Source organism: Kutzneria viridogrisea DSM 43870, from assembly GCF_000525635.1.
Lineage (GTDB): Bacteria > Actinomycetota > Actinomycetes > Mycobacteriales > Pseudonocardiaceae > Kutzneria > Kutzneria viridogrisea.
The window spans coordinates 7,533,231-7,554,065 of the sequence record NZ_CP007155.1 but is presented as its reverse complement, the minus strand read 5'-3'; the positions used below and the strand labels follow the sequence as shown (position 1 = coordinate 7,554,065).

Annotated in this window: 17 protein-coding genes; 15 read left to right on the top strand and 2 right to left on the bottom strand. The window is 71.6% G+C overall.

The window, feature by feature from the left end:
- Positions 1-65 precede the first annotated feature (65 nt).
- The 4 genes from KALB_RS32630 to KALB_RS32615 are packed head-to-tail and all read left to right on the top strand — an operon-like array spanning position 66 to position 2,632.
- Positions 66-866 carry a helix-turn-helix domain-containing protein gene (locus KALB_RS32630; protein WP_025359875.1) on the top strand — a complete coding sequence of 267 codons (801 nt, stop codon included), beginning with the start codon at positions 66-68 and terminating at the stop codon, positions 864-866.
- Positions 853-1,329 carry an Lrp/AsnC family transcriptional regulator gene (locus KALB_RS32625; RefSeq protein WP_035968209.1) on the top strand — a complete coding sequence of 159 codons (477 nt, stop codon included), beginning with the start codon at positions 853-855 and terminating at the stop codon, positions 1,327-1,329. The genes KALB_RS32630 and KALB_RS32625 overlap by 14 nt, the downstream gene beginning before the upstream one ends.
- Entirely contained in the window at positions 1,322-2,158 is an 837-nt protein-coding gene (gene nudC / locus KALB_RS32620) for an NAD(+) diphosphatase (protein WP_025359873.1), read from the top strand. The genes KALB_RS32625 and nudC overlap by 8 nt, the downstream gene beginning before the upstream one ends.
- Before the next feature lie 45 nt (positions 2,159-2,203).
- Entirely contained in the window at positions 2,204-2,632 is a 429-nt protein-coding gene (locus KALB_RS32615; protein ID WP_025359872.1) for a CBS domain-containing protein, read from the top strand.
- Here the strand turns inward: KALB_RS32615 and KALB_RS32610 are convergent.
- The gene (locus tag KALB_RS32610) at positions 2,619-3,188 is read right to left on the bottom strand and encodes a TetR/AcrR family transcriptional regulator (RefSeq protein ID WP_025359871.1); all 570 of its coding nucleotides are present in this window, start codon (positions 3,186-3,188) and stop codon (positions 2,619-2,621) included. The two genes, KALB_RS32615 and KALB_RS32610, sit on opposite strands and share 14 nt — an antisense overlap.
- Before the next feature lie 114 nt (positions 3,189-3,302).
- On the opposite strand from KALB_RS32610, the gene KALB_RS32605 reads away from it, so the two are divergent.
- The 10 genes from KALB_RS32605 (at position 3,303) to KALB_RS32560 (ending at position 15,506) form a co-directional block, all read left to right on the top strand.
- On the top strand, positions 3,303-4,343 hold the full coding sequence (locus KALB_RS32605) for an aldo/keto reductase (protein ID WP_025359870.1): 1,041 nt from the start codon (positions 3,303-3,305) through the stop codon (positions 4,341-4,343).
- 99 nt (positions 4,344-4,442) lie between these two features.
- Positions 4,443-5,534, top strand: coding sequence for an S-methyl thiohydantoin desulfurase family protein (locus KALB_RS32600; RefSeq protein ID WP_025359869.1), 1,092 nt, complete (start codon positions 4,443-4,445; stop codon positions 5,532-5,534).
- A complete protein-coding gene (locus KALB_RS32595) occupies positions 5,531-7,042 on the top strand; it encodes a hydantoinase/oxoprolinase N-terminal domain-containing protein (protein WP_025359868.1) in 1,512 nt (503 codons plus the stop codon). Before KALB_RS32600 ends, KALB_RS32595 begins: the two co-directional genes overlap by 4 nt.
- 134 nt (positions 7,043-7,176) lie before the next feature.
- Positions 7,177-8,484, top strand: coding sequence for a purine-cytosine permease family protein (locus KALB_RS32590; protein ID WP_025359867.1), 1,308 nt, complete (start codon positions 7,177-7,179; stop codon positions 8,482-8,484).
- Positions 8,481-10,010, top strand: a complete 1,530-nt coding sequence (locus KALB_RS32585) for a hydantoinase/oxoprolinase N-terminal domain-containing protein (RefSeq protein WP_025359866.1) — start codon at positions 8,481-8,483, stop codon at positions 10,008-10,010. The genes KALB_RS32590 and KALB_RS32585 overlap by 4 nt, the downstream gene beginning before the upstream one ends.
- Complete coding sequence (locus KALB_RS32580) at positions 10,003-11,061, top strand: S-methyl thiohydantoin desulfurase family protein (RefSeq protein ID WP_025359865.1); 1,059 nt, start codon at positions 10,003-10,005, stop codon at positions 11,059-11,061. The genes KALB_RS32585 and KALB_RS32580 overlap by 8 nt, the downstream gene beginning before the upstream one ends.
- 36 nt (positions 11,062-11,097) lie before the next feature.
- Positions 11,098-12,345, top strand: a complete 1,248-nt coding sequence (locus KALB_RS32575) for a D-alanyl-D-alanine carboxypeptidase family protein (protein WP_025359864.1) — start codon at positions 11,098-11,100, stop codon at positions 12,343-12,345.
- Between the two features lie 32 nt (positions 12,346-12,377).
- On the top strand, positions 12,378-13,271 hold the full coding sequence (locus KALB_RS32570) for a glycoside hydrolase family 18 protein (RefSeq protein WP_025359863.1): 894 nt from the start codon (positions 12,378-12,380) through the stop codon (positions 13,269-13,271).
- Between the two features lie 233 nt (positions 13,272-13,504).
- Entirely contained in the window at positions 13,505-14,488 is a 984-nt protein-coding gene (locus tag KALB_RS44480; RefSeq protein ID WP_025359862.1) for a CE1 family esterase, read from the top strand.
- 10 nt (positions 14,489-14,498) lie between these two features.
- Positions 14,499-15,506 carry a hypothetical protein gene (locus KALB_RS32560; RefSeq protein ID WP_025359861.1) on the top strand — a complete coding sequence of 336 codons (1,008 nt, stop codon included), beginning with the start codon at positions 14,499-14,501 and terminating at the stop codon, positions 15,504-15,506.
- Here the strand turns inward: KALB_RS32560 and KALB_RS32555 are convergent.
- A complete protein-coding gene (locus KALB_RS32555; protein ID WP_148309746.1) occupies positions 15,501-17,135 on the bottom strand; it encodes a PP2C family protein-serine/threonine phosphatase in 1,635 nt (544 codons plus the stop codon). The two genes, KALB_RS32560 and KALB_RS32555, sit on opposite strands and share 6 nt — an antisense overlap.
- Before the next feature lie 112 nt (positions 17,136-17,247).
- On the opposite strand from KALB_RS32555, the gene KALB_RS32550 reads away from it, so the two are divergent.
- On the top strand, positions 17,248-20,787 hold the full coding sequence (locus KALB_RS32550; RefSeq protein WP_025359859.1) for a HAMP domain-containing protein: 3,540 nt from the start codon (positions 17,248-17,250) through the stop codon (positions 20,785-20,787).
- Positions 20,788-20,835: the final 48 nt, after the last annotated feature.

Genomic DNA, 20,835 nt, shown 5'->3' with positions numbered 1-20,835 from the left:
CGGGACTCGCGGGTGGGGTGGGCGATTACCCCGTAGGTAATGGTGCGGGCGCGTAACGTCGGGGCATGGGCAAGCGGCCGGTGGGGGAATTGCTGCGGCAGTGGCGCGAGCACCGCAGACTCAGTCAGTTGGAGCTGTCGAACCAGGCCGAGGTGTCCACGCGGCACCTCAGCTTCGTGGAGACGGGCCGGTCCACGCCGAGCCGGGACATGGTGCTGCACCTGGCGGAGCGGCTGGAGGTGCCGCTGCGCGAGCGCAACACCCTGCTGGTGGCCGCGGGCTTCGCGCCGGTCTACACACGAACCCCGTTGGAGGACCCGCACATGCGCCCCGCGCGGGAGGCACTGCGCCAGCTGCTGACCGGGCACGAGCCGTACCCCGCGGTGGTGGTGGACCGGTACTGGAACCTGCTGGAGGGCAACGCCAGCGTGGGGCTGCTCACCGAGGGCTGTGCGCCGCACCTGCTCGGGCCTGCCTCGAACTCGCTTCGGGTGAGCCTGCACCCGGAGGGCATGGCCCCGCGCATCCTCAACCTGGGGGAGTGGCGCGCGCACCTGCTCGGCAGGTTGCGGCGGCAGGTGGAGCTGACCGCCGACCCGGAGCTGGCGGCACTGCTCCAGGAGCTGCGCGAGTACCCGTGCGAGCAGCCCGAGCCCGAGGTGGAACTGCCGGGGCCCGGGGACATCTTCACCACGCTGCGGCTGCGCCACGAGCAGGGCGAACTGGTCTTCTTCAGCACGGTGGCGACCTTCGGCACCCCGCTGGACCTGACCCTCGCCGAGCTGGTGATCGAGTCCTTCTACCCGGCTGACGAGTTCACCGCAGACGTACTACGTTCTACCATTCACGTGAATGGCAGAACCTGATACGGTCATCGGCGTCATGGACCGAACAGATCGACAGTTGCTGACTCTCCTGCAACAGGACGCGACCCAGTCCTACGTGGCGCTGGGGCAGGCGGTGGGCCTGTCCGGGGGCACCGTGCACGAGCGGGTGCGCAAGCTGCGCGAGCGCGGGGTCATCCGGCGCACGACCGTGGACGTGGACCCGGCCGCGGTGGGCAAGGCGGTGGCGGCCTTCGTGCTGATCGAGGCCAACGCCTGGATGGGCGACCCGCCCACCGCGCGGGCGCTGGCGGAGCTGCCGTGGGTGCAGGAGGCGCACGTGGTGGCAGGGGCCGCCTCGGTGCTGGTCAAGGTCAGGGCTGGCAGCCCGGAGGAGTTGCAGGCGGTGCTGAAGCGGTTGTACGGGATCGCCGGGGTCACCGGCACGCAGACGATCGTGGTGCTGGAGACCTTCTTCGAGCGGCCGGTGGACACCGGTGAGTGAGTCGGCGATCGCCTACACCGGACTGGGGCTGGACCGGGCCGGGGCGCGGCGGCGCGATCCCGCGTGGCTCGGGGAACAACGCGCCCGGCAGGACGTGCGGCTGCTCAGGTTCTGGCAGGACCGCTACGCGCCCGACTCACAAGTCGTTGCGGGACAAGAGGTTTTCCTCGGACTGGACGGCGAGGTCCCGGTGTTCGCGGTGGACCTGCCCGAGGCGGCCGACACGGTGGACGTGCGCTCCCTGTTCGGCACGGTGCCCGCCGACCAGGCGGCGGCCCTGGTCTGCGCCAAGGGCCTGCTGCACTGGAACCGGCACCAGCGCTTCTGCGGAACCTGTGGTGCCGCAACGGAAAGCCGTGAGGGCGGCCACCTGAGGGTGTGCCAGGGCCCGCACTGCGGGCGGCTGCTGTTCCCGCGCATCGAGCCCGCGGTGATCGCGCTGGTGGAGCACGAGGACCGCTGCCTGCTCGCCAGGCACCGCGGCGCGGGGCCGACCGCCTTCGCCACGCTGGCGGGTTTCGTGGAGATCGGTGAGGCCCTGGAGGAGGCGGTGCGCCGCGAGGTGGCCGAGGAGTCGGGGGTCACTGTGGACACCGTGACCTACCTCGGCTCGCAGCCCTGGCCGTTCCCCTCGGGGCTGATGATCGGCTTCCGCGCGCGGGCCGTGAGCGGACACATCGCCGTGGACCACGAGGAACTCGAGGAGGCGAGGTGGTTCACCCGCGAGGAGGTGCTCGCGGGCGGGCACACCGGGCGGGTGGACTCCATCGGCGCCCACTTGATCGAGCAATGGGTGAAAACCCCCGGATTGGCCCCGAGCGGAGCGTGACGCGGGCCACTACCCTGTCGGGAACCGGACAGGGAGGCGAGCCTGATGCGGATCTCGGACGTCTTGCGGGGCAAGGGCACTGAGGTGGCCACCGTCCCGCCTTGGACCACGGTGACCGAACTCGTTTCGGAACTGGCCAGGCACAACGTGGGCGCGGTGGTCGTGCTGACCCCCGACGGCGTGGCGGGCATCGTGTCCGAACGCGACGTTGTGCGCAAACTCGCGGCGCGCGGCGGAGAACTGTTGTCCCGGCCGGTCTCGGAGATCATGACCACCGCCGTGGTGACCTGCAAGCCCTCGGACACCGTGGAGGAGTTGGCCGCGCTGATGACCGAGCGGCGCATCCGGCACGTGCCGGTGGTCGTGGATGGCAAGCTCTCCGGCATCGTCAGCATCGGGGACGTGGTGAAGAACCGGATCTCCCAGTTGCAGGACGAGCAGAGCCGCCTGCAGGAGTACATCACCCAGGGCTAGTACCCAGCCCGCCCAACAGGGTGGTGACCACGAGGTCGGCCAGCGCCTCCGCGGGCTCGCCGGTCTCCTGGTGCCGCAGGATCGCCTGGTGCAGCAGTGCGTGGTAGGTGCGCACCGTCCAGTCCCGATCAGCCTGCGGCGCCAGCAACCCCGACTCGGTGAGCCGGTCGAACAGCAGCTCCGACTTGCCCTGCACGCGCTCGGCCGCGCACTGGATGTCCGGGTTGCTCACGCTGAACTGCGCGCCGGTGAACCGCCAGCTGCTCTTGACCCGGATCAGGTTGGCGGTCACCGCGTGCAGCCCCACCTGGACCGGCGCGGTCCGCGGCCGGGCCGCGTCGATCGCCTCCTCGATCTGCTCCAGCATCGCCGCGTTCATCGCCTCGATCAGCGCCTCACGGGTGGCGAACCGGCGGTGCACCGTGGTGCGTGCGACCCCGGCCACCTCGGCGATCTGCTGGAGGGTGGCGCCGGGGTTCTCGCTGAGCACCTTGTCGGCGGCCCTGAGGATCGCTCGCACCGTGCGCTCGGCGTCCGACCGCAGTGGCCTGCTCACCGCTGACTCCTCCTTGTTCGCCCTGGACAGACTAGCAGTTGCAACATCTGTGTTGCGATTATCGATTGAACTGCTACGTTGGTGTTGCAACTACGAGTGAGGGAGCGCACCGAGATGCAGCAGCGAGTACTGGGCGGCACCGGGATCAAGGTCAGCCCGTATTGCCTGGGGGCGATGATGTTCGGCTCCTGGGCCAACAACGACGCCGAGGAGTCGGCGCGCATCATCCACACCGCGCTGGACGCGGGCATCAACTTCGTGGACACCGCGGACGTCTACTCGGCAGGGGAGTCCGAGGAGATCGTCGGCAAGGCGCTCAAGGGCCGCCGGGACGACGTCGTGCTGGCCACCAAGTTCCACAACCAGATGGGCGAGGACGTCAACCGGCGCGGCAACTCCCGGCGCTGGATCGTGCGCGCCGTGGAGGACAGCCTGCGCAGGCTGGGCACCGACCACATCGACCTGTACCAGATCCACCGCCCGGACCCGGACACCGACATCGAGGAGACCCTCTCCGCGCTGACCGACCTGGTCCGTTCGGGCAAGGTCCGGGCGATCGGCAGCTCCACCTTCCCCGCCGAGCAGATCGTGGAGGCGCACTGGGCCTCGGAGCGCCGCGGCTACGAGCGGCTGCGCACCGAGCAGCCGCCGTACTCCATCCTGAACCGGGCCATCGAGACCTCGGTGCTGCCGACCACCCAGCGTTACGGCATGGGCGTGCTGGTGTGGAGCCCGCTGTCCATGGGCTGGCTGACCGGCAAGTACCGCAAGGGCGTCGACACCGCGCAGGGCCGCGCCGCCGTCCAGAAGCCGCTGTTCGACACCACGATCCCGGCCAACGCGCGCAAGGCCGAGGCCGTGGAGCAGTTGGCCAAGATCGCGGCTGACGCGGGCTGCTCGCTGACCCACCTGGCGATCGCCTTCGCGGTGTCCCACCCTGGCGTCACCTCGGCGATCATCGGCCCGCGCACCCTGGAGCAGCTCAACGACCTGCTCGCGGGCACCGAGGTGGTGCTGGACGATGAGATCCTCGACCGCATCGACGAGGTCGTGCCGCCCGGCACCGTGCTCAACCCGGAGGACTCCTACTTCCGCCCGCGCGCGCTGACCGAGCCCGCGCTGCGCCGCAGGCCGCTGGCGTCCCGGTCGGCCTGAACGCGCCTGCTCGGGAAGCTGCACGTGCACGCAGGATCAGTCACATCTGCACCACCGGGCTGAACTCGCAGTCGGCACACGGGTGATTACGATCGCCCCATGCACCTGAGCGGGGGACGGCTTCGCGAGTTCGCCCAAGGCTGCGACGTGCTCGGTGGTGGCGGGGGCGGACCGGCGGGCGATTCGCTCCCGCTCGCCCTGCACGCGGTGGACCTCAACGGTCCCGTCGAGGTGGTCGACCTGGCCGAACTGCCCGAGGACGGGCTGGTCATGCCCTGCGCCTTCCTGGGCGCACCGGCCATCGGCGCCGAGCGCATCGGCACCTGCCGGGAGTCGGTGGCCATCCGGCGGCATGTGGAGCATCACTTCGGCAAGCCCGTGGTGGCCATGCTGTGCACCGAGATCGGCGGCTACAACGGGCCCGCCGCCGCCGCGCTGGCCTCGCACGCCGGGCTGCCGCTGCTGGACGGGGACGGCATGGGGCGGGCGTTTCCCGGCGTGGACCAGGTCGCCATGCAGTTGGCGGGCGTCACGCCGGGGCCCTCGGTGCTGGCCGACGAGCACGACCGGGTGGTCACGGTGCACGCCGAGGACGGGGCGTGGCTGGAGCGGCTGGCGCGCACGGTGGTCACCGGGTTCGGCGACCGGGGCGTCAGCAGCGAGTACGTGATGACGGCTCAGCAGGCGCGTGCGGACGGGGCCGTGGTGCTGGGCTCGGTGCGCAAGGCCCTGCGCATCGGTGAGCTGCTCGCCCAGCCCGGCAGCGTGGTGCGGCGGGTGCGCGCGCTGGCCGGGGAGTTCGACGGGCGGGTGGTTGCCGAGGGCAGGATCAGCGCGGTGCTGCCCGCCACCGGCCCGGACGCCGAGGTGCTGGCCACCAACCGGCGTACCCCCGCGATGCTGGAGGGCATCGGTCCCGACCGCGGGCGCACGCTGCGGCTGGAGGTCGGCCACGAGTACCTGGCGGTCATCGAGGACGGCGAGCCGCTGGCCACGATGCCCGACATCATCACCCTGTTCGACACCTACACCGGGCAGCCCGTCAGCGCCGAGCGGTTGCGCTACGGGCTGCGCGTCGTGGTGCTCGCGCTGCCGTGCCCGCCGCTGTGGCGCACGGAGGACGGGCTCGCGCTGGTCGGCCCCGGCGCCTTCGGGCTGGACCTGCCCTACCGGCCGCTTGAGGTGTCATGATCACCGAAGACCCCTACCCCACCAGGGCGCTGCCCGAGGACACCCCGGTACTGCGGCGGTGCCGCCTGGGCATCGCGCTGGACAGCGAGCGGTTCTCGGCCGCGCTGGTGGACGGCGAGGGCACGGTCCTGGCCTCCACCGAGCAGGCCTCGCCGGTCGCCGCGGCCACCGAGGTGCTGCCGGTCGCGCTGCGCCACATCATGGCGCAGGCGGGACCACGCGGGATCACCCTGGACCACATCGACCGGGTGCTGCTCGCGGTCAGCGAGGTGGACGGCCTGGCCGGGCTGCCCGGCTCGAACCCGAACTGGCGGCGTTGGCCGGGGCAGCTGGGGCCGGTGGCGGTGATCCGGCTCGGCCGGGCGACCACGGCGCTGCCCCCGCTGGCGGGCTGGCCGCCGGACCTGCACGCGGCGCTGTCGGTGGCCGAGACCTGCGTGGGCGGCGGGGCGAGGATGGACGGCTCGGACTTCGAGCCGCTGGACGCCGCCGGGCTGGTGGCCTTCGCGCGGGAGATCGCGGGCAAGGTCAGCGCGGTGGCGGTCAGCAGCGTGTTCGCCCCGGTGATGCCCAGCCACGAGCTGGCGGCCGCCGGGCTGCTGCGGGCCGAACTGGGCGACTCGGTGCCGATCGTGCTGTCCCACGAGGTCGGCGGAATGGGCCTGCTGGAGCGGGAGAACGCCACCGTGTTGCAGGCGGCGCTGCTGCGGCGGGCCTGGGGTGCCGCGCACCGGCTGCGCCGCTCGCTCGTGGACGCCGGGCTGCCCGAGGCCGAGCCGTTCCTGGCCCGCAACGACGGCTCGGTGATGACCGTGGACTACGCGCTGACCCGCTCGCTGCTGATGCACGGCGCCACCTGGGCCGCCGGGGCGCGGGGCGCCGCCCTGCTGGCGGGCGAGTCCGAGGCGCTGGTCGCCTTCACCACCGCGGACGGCACGCCCACCGCGGTGTGCGCCGTGACCTGCGGAACGGCCACCCCTTCGGAGGGGCCGACGACCATCGCGGGCGTGCCGACCGGGCTGCGCACGGTGGCGATGGTGCCGACCGACCCGCCCGTGGGCGGCGCGCCCGGCCCCGACGTGGAGCGGCTGGCGGAGGCCGTGGACCGGGCCAAGAGCGGCCCGAAGGACCTGCCGCTGCTGGTGATCGGGCCCGGGGCGGAGAAGCTGGTGGACGCCCTGCCCGGCACCCTGCCCGGCACCACCCTGGTGTGCTGCCCGCCGCGCGCCGACTCCGCTGCCGCCGTGGGGGTGGCGGTGGCCCCGGTCAGCGGTGAGGCCACGCGCATCTTCACCCTGAGCTCCCCGCACGGGGACGAGATCCGGGTCAAGGTCCGCGAGCAGGCCAGGGCCGCCGCCGTGCACGCCGGGGCCGACCCGCACCTGGCTGAGGTCACCTCGGTCGACGAGTCGATGGTGGCCTACGTGGGCACGCCCACAGTGCGGGTCCGGGTGCGCGCGGAGGGACCACCGCGCAGCGCTTGGCGCCCGAGCTACCAGCGGACGTGAGTGGTGCCATGAAAGTGCCGTTGCTGGCGTCCAGTGCCAGCAACGGCACTTTCATGACACCCCGATGCCGACTTGATCAGGGCAAGGGTTTTCTGAGCTAATCACCCAATCGTGTGTGGAGAGGGTGGTTGTGCATGGTCGGCGGCGAGGACTACGCGCTGCAACGCGTGCCCCGGCAGGCCCGTTACCGCTGGTGGCTGGTCGCGGTGCAGTGGGTTGGTCAGCTCTCCGACCTGACCCAGTTCCTCACCGGCGCCGCGTTGGGAGCGGGGCTCGCGTTCCCCGACGCGATCCTCGCCTTCGCGCTGGGCTCGGCGGTACTGGAGATCGTGGCGATCCTGGTCGGCATCGCGGGCTGCCGCGAGGGCCTGTCCACCTCGGTGCTGGCCCGCTGGACCGGCTTCGGCCGCTACGGCTCGGCGTTGATCGCCGTGGTCATCGCGATCAGCTCGATCGGCTGGTTCGGCGTGCAGAACCAGATCTTCGCCGAGGGCCTGGAGCGGCTGCTGGGCACGATGCCGGTCTGGGGCTGGTCGCTGGTCACCGGCATCGGGATCACCGTGCTGGTGATGTACGGCTTCCGCTGGATGGGCTGGGTCGCCTACCTGACCGTGCCCGCCTTCCTGCTGCTCGCGGGCTACTCGGTGGTCAGCGTGCTGTCCGGCCACGACCTCGGCGCGCTCGCGGCCAGCCAGCCCTTCGGCGAGCCGCTGACCGTGGCCAGCGGCGCCACGATCGTGGCCGGGTCCTACATCGTCGGCGCCGTGGTCGCCCCGGACATGACCCGGTTCAACCGCAAGCCCGCCGACGTGGTCAAGCAGTCGGTGCTGTCCATCACCGTGGGCGAGTTCCTGATGGGGCTGATCGGCGTGCTGCTCGCCTACGCGATCAAGCAGACCAGCGTGGTGGACATCTTCGCCGCCACCACGGGGGTGCTGGGCGTGCTGATCGTGGTCTCGGCCACCGTGAAGATCAACGACTGGAACCTCTACAGCGCCTCGCTGGGCTTCGTCAACGCGCTGTCCACCCTGTTCGGGCTGAAGGTGGGCCGGGTGCCCACCACCATCGTGATCGGCGCGCTGGGCACCGTGCTGTCCGCGCTGGGCATCCTCAGCCACTTCGTGGACTTCCTCACCCTGCTGGGGGTTTGCCTGCCGCCGATCGCGGGAATCACCGTCGCCGAGTACTACCTGGTGCGCCGCTGGCGGCCGCACCTGGACGCGGGCAGGGAGGCGGGGCGCATGCCCGAGACCGAGCCGGGCTGGGTGCCCGCGGCCGTGCTGGTGTGGGCGGTGGCCGCCGCTGTCGGCTGGTGGAGCTCGCAGGCGGAGTTCGGCATACCCTCGCTGAACTCGCTGCTGGTGGGGCTGCTCGGCTACTGGCTGGCCGGTGCGCTCAAGCTGGCCGGCGGCACAGGTGAGCGGACAGCGGTGACCCGATGAGGATCGGCATCGACGTCGGCGGCACCAACACCGACGCGGTGCTGGTGTCCGATGTGGACACCGTGCTCGCCTCGGTGAAGACCCCGACCACCGCCGACGTCACCACCGGGGTGGCCGCCGCCATCGCCGCGGTCGCCGGGCAGGCGCGGGGCGGGATCAGCGCGGTGATGATCGGCACCACGCACTTCACCAACGCCGTGGTGGAGGCGCGCAGGCTCACGCCCACCGCCGCGGTCCGGCTCGGGCTGCCCGCCACGGCGGCACTGCCGCCCTTCACCGACTGGCCGGACCGGCTGCGCGAGGCGGTCGGCGGCCGGTGGTACCTGGCGCACGGCGGCAACGAGTACGACGGCACGGAGTTGTCCGCGCTGCGCCCCGAGGAGCTCAAGCGCATCGCCGCGGAGATCGCCGCCGCCGGCATCACCTCGGTGGCCCTGTCCTCGGTGTTCTCCCCGGTGACCGCCGAGCAGGAACTCCAGGCCGCGCGCATCCTCACCGAGGAGGTGCCGGGGCTGCGCGTGAGCTGTTCGCACTCGATCGGCCGGATCGGCCTGCTGGAGCGGGAGAACGCCACGATCCTCAACGCGGCGCTGGTGGACCTGGCCGAGCACATCGTGACCGCGTTCGGCGCGGCGATCGCCGGGTGCGGCATCCAGGCCCCACTGCTGCTCAGCCAGAACGACGGCACGCTGATGGACGTGAGCCATGCTCGGGCCTTTCCGGTGCTGACCTTCGCCTCCGGCCCGACCAACTCCATGCGCGGCGCGGCCTACCTGTCCGGGCTGGCCGACTGCGCGGTGATCGACGTGGGCGGCACCACGGCCGACATCGGTGTGCTGGCGGCCGGTTTCCCGCGAGAGGCCGCCACCGCGGCCGACATTGGCGGGGTGCGCACCAACTTCCGGATGCCCGACGTGCTGCCGATCGGCATCGGCGGCGGCAGCCTGGTGCGCGGCACGGAGGTCGGCCCGGACAGCGTGGGCTACCAGTTGACCGAGCGCGCGCTGGTGTTCGGCGGGGACACGCTCACCGCCACCGACCTCGCCGTGGCCGCGGGCCGCGCGGACATCGGTGACCGCTCACTGGTCGCCCACCTCGAACAGTCCTTTGTGGACGCTGCGCTGGAGCGGATCTCCTTACGGCTGGCCGAGTCCGTTGACCGCATGCGCATCTCCGCGGACCCGCTGCCGGTGGTTGTCGTCGGCGGCGGCAGCGTGCTGGTGCCCGACGCACTGCCCGGGCTGCCCGACCTGCGCCGGCCCGCCCACCACGCGGTGGCCAACGCCCTGGGCGCGGCGATCGCCGAGGTGGGCGGGGAGGTGGACCGGGTCTTCCAGGTGCCGGACGGGCGCCGCACGGCCGTGCTGGACGAGGCCAGGTCCGAGGCCGTGGCCCGCGCCGAGGCGGCGGGCGCCAAACCGGGCACGGTGCGGGTGGTCGAGGTGGAGGAGGTCCCGCTGGCCTACCTGCCCGGCGGGGCGACCCGGATCAAGGTCAAGGCCGTGGGGGAGTTGCGCCGTGCGTGAACTGGACCTGCCCGACCTGGACGACCTGGCCCGCGGCGCCGCCCTGCTGGGCTCGGGCGGCGGCGGGGACCCGTACATCGGCACGCTGTTGGCCAGGGCCGCCATCACCCGGCACGGGCCGGTGCGCGTGGTGACCGTGGAGGAACTGCCGCCCGACGCGCTCGTCGTGCCGGTGTCCATGCTCGGCGCGCCGACCGTCGGCGTGGAGAAACTGCCCAGCGGCAAGGAGGTGCACGCCGCGCTGCGGGCACTGGAGCGGGTGCTCGGCCGGGCGGCCACCCACCTGGTCGCGATCGAGATCGGCGGCGGCAACTCCATGGTGCCGGTGGCCGCCGCGGCCGAGACCGGGCTGCCGCTGCTGGACGCCGACGCCATGGGCCGCGCCTTCCCCGAGGCCCAGATGGTGCTGCCCACGCTGTCCGGGATCAGCACCACGCCGATGACCGTGGCCGACGACAAGGGCAACACCGCGGTCATCGACGCGGTGTCCAACCACTGGGCGGAGCGCATCGCGCGGGCCATCTGCGGTGAGGCGGGCTGCTCGGTCTACACCGCCGACACCGTGCTGACCGCCGCCCAGGCGCGCGACACCCTGGTGCTCGGCACGCTGACCCTGGCCCAGCGGGCCGGTGCGACGATCCGGCTGGCCCGCGCCGGGCACGCCGACCCGGTGCGCGCGGTCACCGACCTGCTCGGCGGCGCGGTGCTGGCCGCGGGCAAGGTGGTCGACGTGTCCCGGGCGACCACCGGCGGGTTCGCGCGCGGCGAGGCGGTGGTGCACGGGCCGGACGGCACGCTGGTGCTGTCCTTCCAGAACGAGCACCTGGTGGCGCGGCTGGCGGACCGGGTCGTGGCCACCACCCCCGACCTGATCTGCGTGGTCGACACCGAAACCGGCGAACCGGTCACCACCGAGGCCCTGCGGTACGGCTTCCGGGTGACCGTGCTGGGCCTGCCCTGCGACCCGCGCTGGACCTCCCCGGAGGGGTTGGCGCTGGTGGGGCCGCCCGCCTTCGGCTACGACTGCGGCTACCGACCTCTGCCGAGTTGACATCGCGGCCACCTCGCTGCCGCTACCCTGCCGGACGTGCCCCGACTTCTCGTCGCCCTGCTCTGTGCCCTGTCGCTGGCCATCCCCGCGGTGGCCGCCGCCGCGCCGACCGCCACGCAGACGCAGGCCCCGGCACAGGCGTGCCAGAACCGGACCGCGCCGCCCGCCGCCGTGGACGCCTCCGAGAAACCGGCCCCCGGCCAGCAGCCGCCCGCGCCGCTGCCGGTGCCCGCCGACCCGGTGGGCGGCCCGCGCCTGGGTGAGTGCGGCCTGGTGCTGCCCGTCGGCGCCCCGCAGCCCCCGGCGAACCAGTTCGAGTCCTGGGTCCTGGCCGACCTGGACTCCGGCCGGGTGCTCGCCGCCCGCGACCCGCATGCCAGGCAGCGGCCCGCCTCGCTGATCAAGATCCTGCTGGCCACCGTGGTCCTGCGCGAGCTGAAGATGGACACACAGGTCACCGGCACCTGGGACGACGCCAACCAGGACGGCACCAGGGTCGGCATCGGCCCGGACGGCAAGTACACCAACGACCAGGTCCTGCACGCCCTGCTGATGCACTCCGGCAACGACGCCGCGCACAGCTTCGCCGTGCAGTTGGGCGGCATGGACCAGGCCGTGGCCAAGATGAACGCGCTGGCCCACAGTTCCGGCGCGCTGGACACGCGCACCGCGAGCCCGTCCGGGCTGGACGGCCCCGGCATGAGCTCCTCGGCCTACGACCTGGCCCTGCTGTACCGGATCGCCATGCAGGACAAGCGATTCGCCGACGCGGTGCGCACCGAGCAGATCCAGTTTCCCGGCTGGGGCGACAAGCCCGCGTTCGTGGTCGCCAACGACAACCCGCTGCTCTACAACTACGAGGGCGACCTCGGCGGCAAGACCGGCTACACCGACGACGCGCTGCACACCTACATCAACGCGGCCCAGCGCGGGAGCAGCCGGATCGTGCTGGTCGGCATGCGCGGCACGATGAGCCCGGTCACCGCCATGTACACCCAGTCCAAGTCGCTGATGGACTACGGCCTCGCGCTGGCCCAGTCCGCGGCGCAGCCGGTGGGCCAGCTCGTGGACCAGGACCCGGACTCGCGGGTCAGCGCCACCCCGACGACCGCGGCCGCACCGCTGGTGGCCAAGCAGGTCACCGCCGCGTCCCCGGTGGACCCGGGGCCGGACAACCCGCTGCTGGTGGTGCTGCTCCTGGTGGGCGTACTGGTGCTGGGCTACGTGGTGTTCGCGGTCCTGCGCAACCGCTCCAGGCCGGACAAAACAAGCCAGAATCCTTGACCCGGTGTGCGGCGCATTCCTACGCTCCGGCAATGAGGCGAATCGCGGTGGTGCTCGCTTTGTTGTTGCCGGTGGCTTTCGCGGTACCCGCGCAGGCCGCGAGTTCGTCACGCGTTGTCGTCTACTACCAGACGCAGTACAACGGTGGTCATTACGTTTCCCCCAAGGCGTTGACCGATAACAAAACCGGGGTCACCGACATCGAGGTGGCCGCTGTCCACCTGAACGCCAACAGCGTCGTGCACCTCAACGACGACCCGCCGGAATCGGCCAAGTTCACGCAGATGTGGAAAGACCTGGCCGCCATGCAGGCCAGGGGTGTGCACGTGCTTGCCATGGTCGGCGGGGCCGCGCAGGGCAGCTTCCAGCGCCTGGACAAGGACTTCGGCACCTACTACCCGCTGCTGAAGAACCTGATCAACAGGTACCACCTCAACGGTGTCGACCTGGACGTCGAGGAGAACATGTCACTCGCGGGCATGGAACGCCTGGTCGACCAGTTGCGCACCGACTTCGGTTCCGGATTCCTCATCGCGTTGTCGCCGGTGGCCTCCGCGTTGTCCGGCGGCGGCAACCTCTCCGGTTTCAGCTACGACAGGCTCTACCAGGACAGGGGCTCGAAGATTTCCTGGTTCAACGCGCAGTTCTACTGCGGCTGGGGATCGTTGAGCAGCACTTCTGGATATGACGCCGTGGTGAAGCGCGGTGTGGTGCCCGCGAGCAAGGTCGTCGGCGGCACGGTGACCGACCCGGGCAGTTGTTCCGGGTACGTGGACATGACCACGCTGAAGAAGACCATCGGCAGCCTGAAGGCGAAGTACCCGGGCTTTGGCGGCATCGCGGGCTGGGAGTACTTCAATTCACGGCCCGGCGGCACCGCCGCGCCCTGGCAGTGGGCCGCGAACATCTCCAGCGCCCTGCGCTGACCGGGACTCGGCTACCCCAGACCGGGACTCGGTTACCCCAGACCGGGACTCGGTTACCCCAGACCGGGACTCGGTTACCCCAGAGCGGGACTCGCCGACAAACCCGCGAGTCCCGCTCTGGGGCGCGCGAGTCCCGCTCTCCGGAGCGTGAGTCCCGCGCGCACCTACCCCCGTGTGGGTGATTGTGCGGGGGTGGGGCGTGCCGGTGCCGGTGGGTTCGGCACCCTGAACGGGTGTTCCGGCTCAAGGCGCTGACGGCCGCCGCGGTGGTGCTCGCCGTCGCGCTGGCCCAGACGTCCTCCTCCTCGGCCGCCTCACCGCTGGTGAGCGACCGCTCCGGTGCCCCGTGCGCTCGCACGAACCTGCACCCGGGCCTGTCCGAGCAGCAGATCGCCTCGGGCGGGCTGCTGCGCAACTCCCTGCTCTACCTGCCCCGCAACTTCAAGCCCGCCACCCGCATCCCGCTGGTGCTGGACCTGCACGGCAGCGGCAGCACCCCGCAACAGCAGTTGGACCGCACGGGCATCATGCAGACCGCCGACCGCAACGGGTTCGCGGTGCTCGCCCCGCAGGGTGGGCTGCTCGCCAACCGGGGCAAGTACCGGGGCGGCTACGTGTGGAACATCCCCGGGGTGTCCCTGCTGGACGGGCGGCCGGTCCCCGAGGACGCGCCGGACGACGTGGCCTTCCTCGAGGACGCGATCACCGCGATGAACCACGTGCTGTGCCTGGACCGCCGCCGGGTGTACGTCACCGGCTTCTCCGGCGGCGGGCGGATGACCTCCCAGCTGGGCTGCGTGCTCTCCGACCGGATCGCGGCGATCGCCCCGGTGGCCGGTCTGCGCTTCCCGGACGGCTGCCAGCCGCTGCGGGCCGAGCCGGTGATCTCCTTCCACGGCACGGCCGACGAGGTCAACCCGTACAACGGGGGACGCGGCGCCCGCTGGAAGCTGTCGGTGCCCGAGGTGATCGGGCAGTGGGCCAGGGTCGACCGCTGCGGGCAGTTGCCCAGGGTGGACCAGGTCGTGCCCCTGGTGACCCGGACCACCTTCGGGGACTGCTCTAATGGCGGCGACGTGGAGCTCTACACGATCGCGGGCGGCAGGCACGCCTGGCCGGGCACCCCGGGCTGGACCGGGCCGCGCGGCCCGCAGCCCGCGTTCGAGGCCAACGAGCTGATGTGGGCGTTCTTCCGGCAGCACCCGCTGCAGGGCTGAGGAGGTACGGGTGGGTTTGCCGGTGGGGCGCGACCCGGCGGGGCGGGCGAGGGCCGAGCTGTTCCTGATCTCCGCGGTGGTCACCGTGCTGGTCACCAGGGGCTACCTGGCCGCGACCGGGTACCCCAAGATCGGTGGGGACAGCGGGCTGCACGTGGCGCACGTGCTGTTCGGCGGCATCCTCATGCTGGTGGCCATGCTGCTGGTGCTGCTGACCTTCGGCAGCGCCGCGGAACGGCTGGCCAGCCTGCTGGGCGGCATCGGCTTCGGGCTGTTCATCGACGAGCTGGGCAAGTTCCTGACCAGCGACAACAACTACTTCTTCCAGCCGGCCATCGCGCTCATGTACGTGATCTTCGTGATCGCGTTCCTGGCCGTGCGGCTGGCCCCGCCACCGCGCCAGCCCCAGCCCGAGGTCTGCCTTGGCTACGCCTACACCGCGCTGGCCGACGCCTCGCTGGGCAGGCTGGACACCGTGCACCGCAGGCACGCGCTGGAGCTGCTGGCCGGGTGTGAGCAGGACTCCGAGGTCACGGCCGTGGTGGAACTGCTGTCCCGCGAGCGGGCCGTGCCGGAGGGCCGGGTCACCCGTGCCGGGCGCTGGCTGCTGCGCACCACCCAACGCCTGCTGCTGACCAGGGTCGCGCAGTGGCTGGTGATCGCCGTGTTCGTGTTGCAGGCCATCGCGCTGATCGCCGACGTGGTGGTGTCGGTGGTCGAGCAGGACCCCGGCGTGAGCACGAGCAGCAACTTCGTCGACTGGGCCACCGCGCTGACCGGGCTGGCGGTGGGCGCGCTGAGCGTCGCGGGCGTGGTGCAGCTGATCGGCCGCAAGCGCTTGGCCGCCCTGCGCACCTTCCACCTCGCCATGCTGGTGTCCCTGCTGATCGGTCAGGTCTTCCTGTTCGCCGAGTCGCAGTTCAACGCCCTGCCCGACCTGGTGTTCAACCTGCTCGTGCTGGCCGCGCTGCGGCTGACCCTGAGCGCGTACGAGGCCAGGGCCGCCGCCGGCTCATGACAGCAGGGCCTGCACGGCCAGCAGCGCCACGTCGTCGTGGTCCCGACCGCCCAGCCAGCGGTCCAGCTCCTGCTCCACCTGCCAGGTCAGCTCGGCGGCGTTCAGCCCCGCCCCACCGGACAGGGCCTCGCACAGCCGGGACAGCCCGAACTGCTCCACCCCGTCCGAGCCGCCGCGCGCCTCGGTGACCCCGTCGCTGTAGAGCAGGCACACCTCGCCCGGCGCGAGCACCACCTCGGTCTCGCCGAAGTGCGGGTCCGGCAGCACGCCCACCAGCGTGCCGGGCACCGCCACCTCCTCGACCTGGCCGTCCGCGCGGACCAGCACCGGGCACGGGTGCCCGCCGGAGGCCAGGGTGAGCCGCAGGCCACCGTCGGGACCCCGGCGCAGCGCACCCAGCACCAGGGTGGCGAACCGGTTGTCCCCGGTGCTCAGGATCGCCCGGTTCAGCAGGTGCAGCAGCCGCGCGGGCTGGGCCTCCACCAGCCGCAGCGCCTGTAGGCTCTGTCGGATCCGGCCGGCCAGCGCCGCCGCCTCCACGCCGTTGCCGCACACGTCGCCGAGCAGGAACAGCGCGCCGCCATCCTCGTCCGGGTACACGTCGTAGAAGTCCCCGCCCACCCGCAGCCCGCGCTGGGCGGGCCGGTAGGCCGCCGACCACGCCGTGCCGGGCACCTCGGGCAGTTCGGCGGGCAGCAGGCTGGCCTCCAGCACCGCGGTGGCCTCGGCCTGCGCGCTGTAGGCGTCCGCGGAGTGCAGTGCCACGGCCGAGCGGGCCCCGTAGTCGCGCACCATCTCCGCCGTGGCGTTGTCGATCTCGCCCCGTTCGCCGGAGTTGACCAGGACCAGCGCCCCGTCGGTGAGGTCCTCGTGCCGCAGCGGCAGCGCGAAGATCCCGCCCGGCGCGCCGAACCCCTGGGGTAGCAGCCAGTCCGCCCTCGCCTCGGGCACCAGCTCGGCCCGCCGCCCCCGGTCGGACTCACCGGAGAAGACCTCGGCCAGGCCGGTGACCGCCCGCAGCGCGTGCAGGCCGACCCGGCCGTGCTCGGCGTCCCCGCTGCGGGTGAACCGGGTCCACTCCACCCGCCCGCGCCGCGCGGGCAGCACCACCACGCAGCAGTCCGCCAGCGTGGGTACCGCCAGTTGCACGATGGAGCGCAGGGTGTGGCCGCGGTGCAGGGAACTGGCCAGCAGGCGGCTGGTGTTGGCCAGGAACCGGGACCGCCCGCAGTTGTCGCACCACGGCTCCGCCTCGTCGATCTCGGCCCCGTGCCAGGCGGTGTGCCCCGGCCCCGCGGCACAGGGGGTCCACCGCCAGCCCACCCCGGCGTAGGTCAGTTCGACCGGATCGTCCTGCTCCGCCGCGAAGCCCTCGACCTCGCGCAGGTGCACGCCGGGCACCAGCGCGGGGCACACGTCGGCCGCGGCGCTGCTGACGACTCGCACCACACCGTCCGAGTCCTGCACGAAGATCGCTCGATCGGATGAGTCCAGCAGCGACTGCCAGACCTCGTCGCCGACGGCCCGGTGCACCAGTTGCCTTGCCCAGGGCACGTCGCCGTGCACCGGCCCGGAGTGCACCGTCCTTGCCGGAGCTGGGATCCTGGGCGTGGCTTGCCGGTCGACCACCGTGCCACCTCCAGGCTTCCTACTGGCTTGGTCGTCGCTGGTCCCGTTCAAGACTAGCGCTGGTTGCGTGGCAGGCTATCGGTCACCGAGTGGCGATCCAAGGGAGGTCCGCGTGGACACCACCTCGTTGTCAGCGCAGATCAGGCAATCGGCGGCGTCCTCGTCTGACGACGCGTTCCTGGAACGGCTGTTGTCAGTTCTGCGTGAGGTCCGGGACGGCAACTTCCGGCGCAGGCTGACCCCGGTCGGTGACGGCACCGCGGCGCAGATCGCGTCCGTGGTGAACGAGATCGTGCAGCGCAACCAGGACCTGGTCGGCGACCTGGCCGAGCTGGGCGCCGGCCGCGGGCAGCGGCTGGAGACCGGCTCGCTGACCGGTGGCTGGGCGATGGCCCGCGAGTCGGTGAACGCCCTGGCCGAGAACCTGCTGTTCCCGACCTCGGAGCTCAGCCGCGTGCTGGCGGCCGTCGCCGAGGGCGACCTGTCCCAGCGCATGGCGCCCGAGCGCGCGGGCCAGCCGCTGCCGGGGGAGTTCACGCAGCTGCGCTCCACGGTCAACGGCCTGCTCGAGCAACTCTCGGTCTTCGCCGAGCAGGTGACCCGGGTGGCCCGCGAGGTGGGCACCGAGGGCAAGCTGGGCGGCCAGGCGGTGGTTCCCGGGGTGGCGGGCATCTGGCGGGACCTGACCGACAACGTGAACCTGATGGCGGGCAACCTGACCGCGCAGGTGCGCGACATCGCCACGGTGACCCGTGCGGTGGCCGACGGGGACCTCAGCCGCAAGATCACCGTCGAGGTGTCCGGCGAGATGCTGGAGCTGAAGAACACCATCAACACCATGGTGGACCAGCTCTCCGCGTTCGCCGACGAGGTGACGCGGGTGGCGCGCGAGGTGGGCACCGAGGGCAAACTCGGCGGCCAGGCAACGGTTCGCGGTGTGGCGGGCACCTGGAAGGACCTGACGGACAACGTCAACGTCATGGCGCACAACCTGACCGGACAGGTGCGCAGCATCGCCAAGGTGGCCTCGGCGGTGGCCGACGGGGACCTGTCGAAGAAGATCGTGGTCGAGGCGGCGGGCGAGGTGGCCGCGCTGGCCGCCACGATCAACGGCATGGTGGACACCCTGCGCGCCTTCGGTGACGAGGTGACGCGGGTGGCCCGCGAGGTGGGCACCGAGGGCATGTTGGGCGGCCAGGCAAGGGTTCCCGGTGTGGCGGGCACCTGGAAGGACCTGACCGAGAACGTCAACTTCATGGCGGACAACCTGACCAGCCAGGTCCGCAACATCGCGCAGGTGACCACGGCGGTGGCCCGGGGCGACCTGTCCAAGAAGATCGACGTGGACGCGCGCGGGGAGATCCTGGAGCTGAAGAACACCGTGAACACCATGGTGGACCAGCTCTCCGGCTTCGCCGACGAGGTGACCCGGGTGGCCCGCGAGGTGGGTACCGAGGGACAGCTGGGCGGTCAGGCCGAGGTCGTCGGCGTGTCGGGCACCTGGAAGCGGTTGACGGAGAGCGTCAACGAGCTGGCGGGCAATCTCACCACCCAGGTGCGGGCGATCGCGGCGGTGGCCACGGCGGTGACCGCGGGCGACCTGACCCGGCAGATCACCGTGCAGGCCAAGGGGGAGATGGCCGATCTGAAGGACAACATCAACCGGATGATCGGCAACCTGAAGGAGACCACCAGGGCCAACCGGGACCAGGACTGGCTCAAGACCAACCTGGCCCGGCTGTCCGGGCTGATGCAGGGCCAGCGCGACCTTGGCGAGCTGGCCGCACTGATCATGAGCGAGCTGGCCCCGCAGGTGTCCGCCCAGCAGGGTCTGTTCTTCCTCGCCGACGGCACCTGGCTGGACCTGGCCGCCAGCTACGGGGTGCACCGCGCGGACGGCCCGCTGCTGCGCTTCGCCTTCGGGGACTCGCTGGTGGGCCAGGCGGCGGTGGAGAAGAAGACGATCCGCATGGCCGCCGCCCCGCCGGACTACATCCGGATCTCCTCCGGGCTGGGCTCCTCCCCGCCCGCCGACGTGATCGTGCTGCCGGTGCTGTTCGAGGGCAGGGTGCTCGGCGTGATCGAGCTGGCCTCGGTCACCGCCTTCACCGAGGTGCACCGGGACCTGTTGGAGCAGTTGAAGGAGACCATCGGGGTCACCGTCAACACCATCCTGGCCAACTCGCGCACCGACGCGCTGCTGGCCGAGTCCCAGCGCCTGGCACAGGAACTGCGGGCCCGCTCCGAGCAGTTGCAGGCACAGCAACAGGAACTCCAGCGGTCCAACACCGAGCTGGCGGAGAAGGCCGCGCTGCTGGCGAGCCAGAACAGCGACATCGAGCAGAAGAACTCCGAGATCGAGAAGGGCCGCCAGGAGCTGGAGGACCGCGCGCAGCAGCTCTCGCTGGCCTCGCGGTACAAGTCGGAGTTCATGGCGAACATGTCGCACGAGCTGCGCACCCCGCTCAACAGCCTGCTGATCCTGGCCAAGCTGCTGGCGGACAACCTGGAACGCAACCTCACCGAGCGCCAGGTGGAGTTCGCCACCACCATCCACGCCGCGGGCAGCGACCTGCTCCAGCTGATCAACGACATCCTGGACCTGGCCAAGGTGGAGGCCGGCCACCTGCAACTGGAGCAGACCACCATGCCGGTGGCCGACCTGGTCGGCTACGTGGAGGCCCTGTGCAGCCCGCTGACGGCGGAGAAGGGCCTGGAGTTCGCCGTCGAGGTGGCGCCCGAGGTGCCGGAGACCCTGCACACCGATGTGCAGCGGTTGCAGCAGATCCTGCGCAACCTGTTGTCCAACGCGGTGAAGTTCACCCAGGAGGGCAGCATCCGGCTGACGATCCGGCTGGCGGCCGAGTCCGAGGTGCGCCGCGCCACCCTGCGCACCGCCCCGACCCGGATCGCCTTCTGCGTGGAGGACACCGGGATCGGCATTCCCGCCGACAAGCTGGGCGTGATCTTCGAGGCGTTCCAGCAGGCCGACGGCACCACCAGCCGCAAGTACGGCGGCACCGGGCTGGGCCTGTCGATCAGCCGCGAGCTGACCCACCTGCTCGGCGGGGAGCTCCAGGTGCGCAGCACACCCGGCCAGGGCAGCGCGTTCGTGCTGTGCCTGCCGATGTCCCCGGAGGCCGACCTGCTGGCCGCGGCCCCGGACCTGCCCGAGGTGGTGGAGCTGGAGCTGGCCGCCGAGCGGGTGCTGGCGGCGCCGATCGCCCGCGAGGAGCTGACGGCCCCGCGCTTCCACGGCGAGAAGGTGCTCATCGTGGACGACGACCTGCGCAACGTGTTCGCCCTGAGCACCGTGCTGGAGCTGCACGGGCTGCACGTGGTCTTCGCCGACAACGGGGTGTCCGGCATCCGCGCGCTGGAGCAGTACGAGGACATCGCCCTGGTACTGATGGACATCATGATGCCCGAACTGGACGGCAACGCCACGGTCGCCGCGATCCGCGACATGTCGGCGCACGCCGACCTGCCGGTGATCGCGGTGACCGCCAAGGCCATGAAGGGCGACCGCGAGAAGAGCCTCGCCTCCGGCGCGAACGACTACGTCACCAAGCCGGTGGACACCGACCACCTGCTCAACCTGATCGGCACCTACCTGGAGTACGACCTGGACCACGAGTCCGCCGACAACTGAGGATCACTCGCAGGTTCGCGCCACCTCGAGCAGCGCGGGCGCGCCGAT

Bases quoted from the DNA above. Each gene is read 5' to 3' on its own strand.
- KALB_RS32630 (WP_025359875.1), top strand. From the start codon at position 66: ATGGGCAAGCGGCCGGTGGGGGAATTGCTGCGGCAGTGGCGCGAGCAC.
- KALB_RS32625 (WP_035968209.1), top strand. From the start codon at position 853: ATGGCAGAACCTGATACGGTCATCGGCGTCATGGACCGAACAGATCGA.
- KALB_RS32615 (WP_025359872.1), top strand. From the start codon at position 2,204: ATGCGGATCTCGGACGTCTTGCGGGGCAAGGGCACTGAGGTGGCCACC.
- KALB_RS32605 (WP_025359870.1), top strand. From the start codon at position 3,303: ATGCAGCAGCGAGTACTGGGCGGCACCGGGATCAAGGTCAGCCCGTAT.
- KALB_RS32600 (WP_025359869.1), top strand. From the start codon at position 4,443: ATGCACCTGAGCGGGGGACGGCTTCGCGAGTTCGCCCAAGGCTGCGAC.
- KALB_RS32595 (WP_025359868.1), top strand. From the start codon at position 5,531: ATGATCACCGAAGACCCCTACCCCACCAGGGCGCTGCCCGAGGACACC.
- KALB_RS32590 (WP_025359867.1), top strand. From the start codon at position 7,177: ATGGTCGGCGGCGAGGACTACGCGCTGCAACGCGTGCCCCGGCAGGCC.
- KALB_RS32585 (WP_025359866.1), top strand. From the start codon at position 8,481: ATGAGGATCGGCATCGACGTCGGCGGCACCAACACCGACGCGGTGCTG.
- KALB_RS32570 (WP_025359863.1), top strand. From the start codon at position 12,378: ATGAGGCGAATCGCGGTGGTGCTCGCTTTGTTGTTGCCGGTGGCTTTC.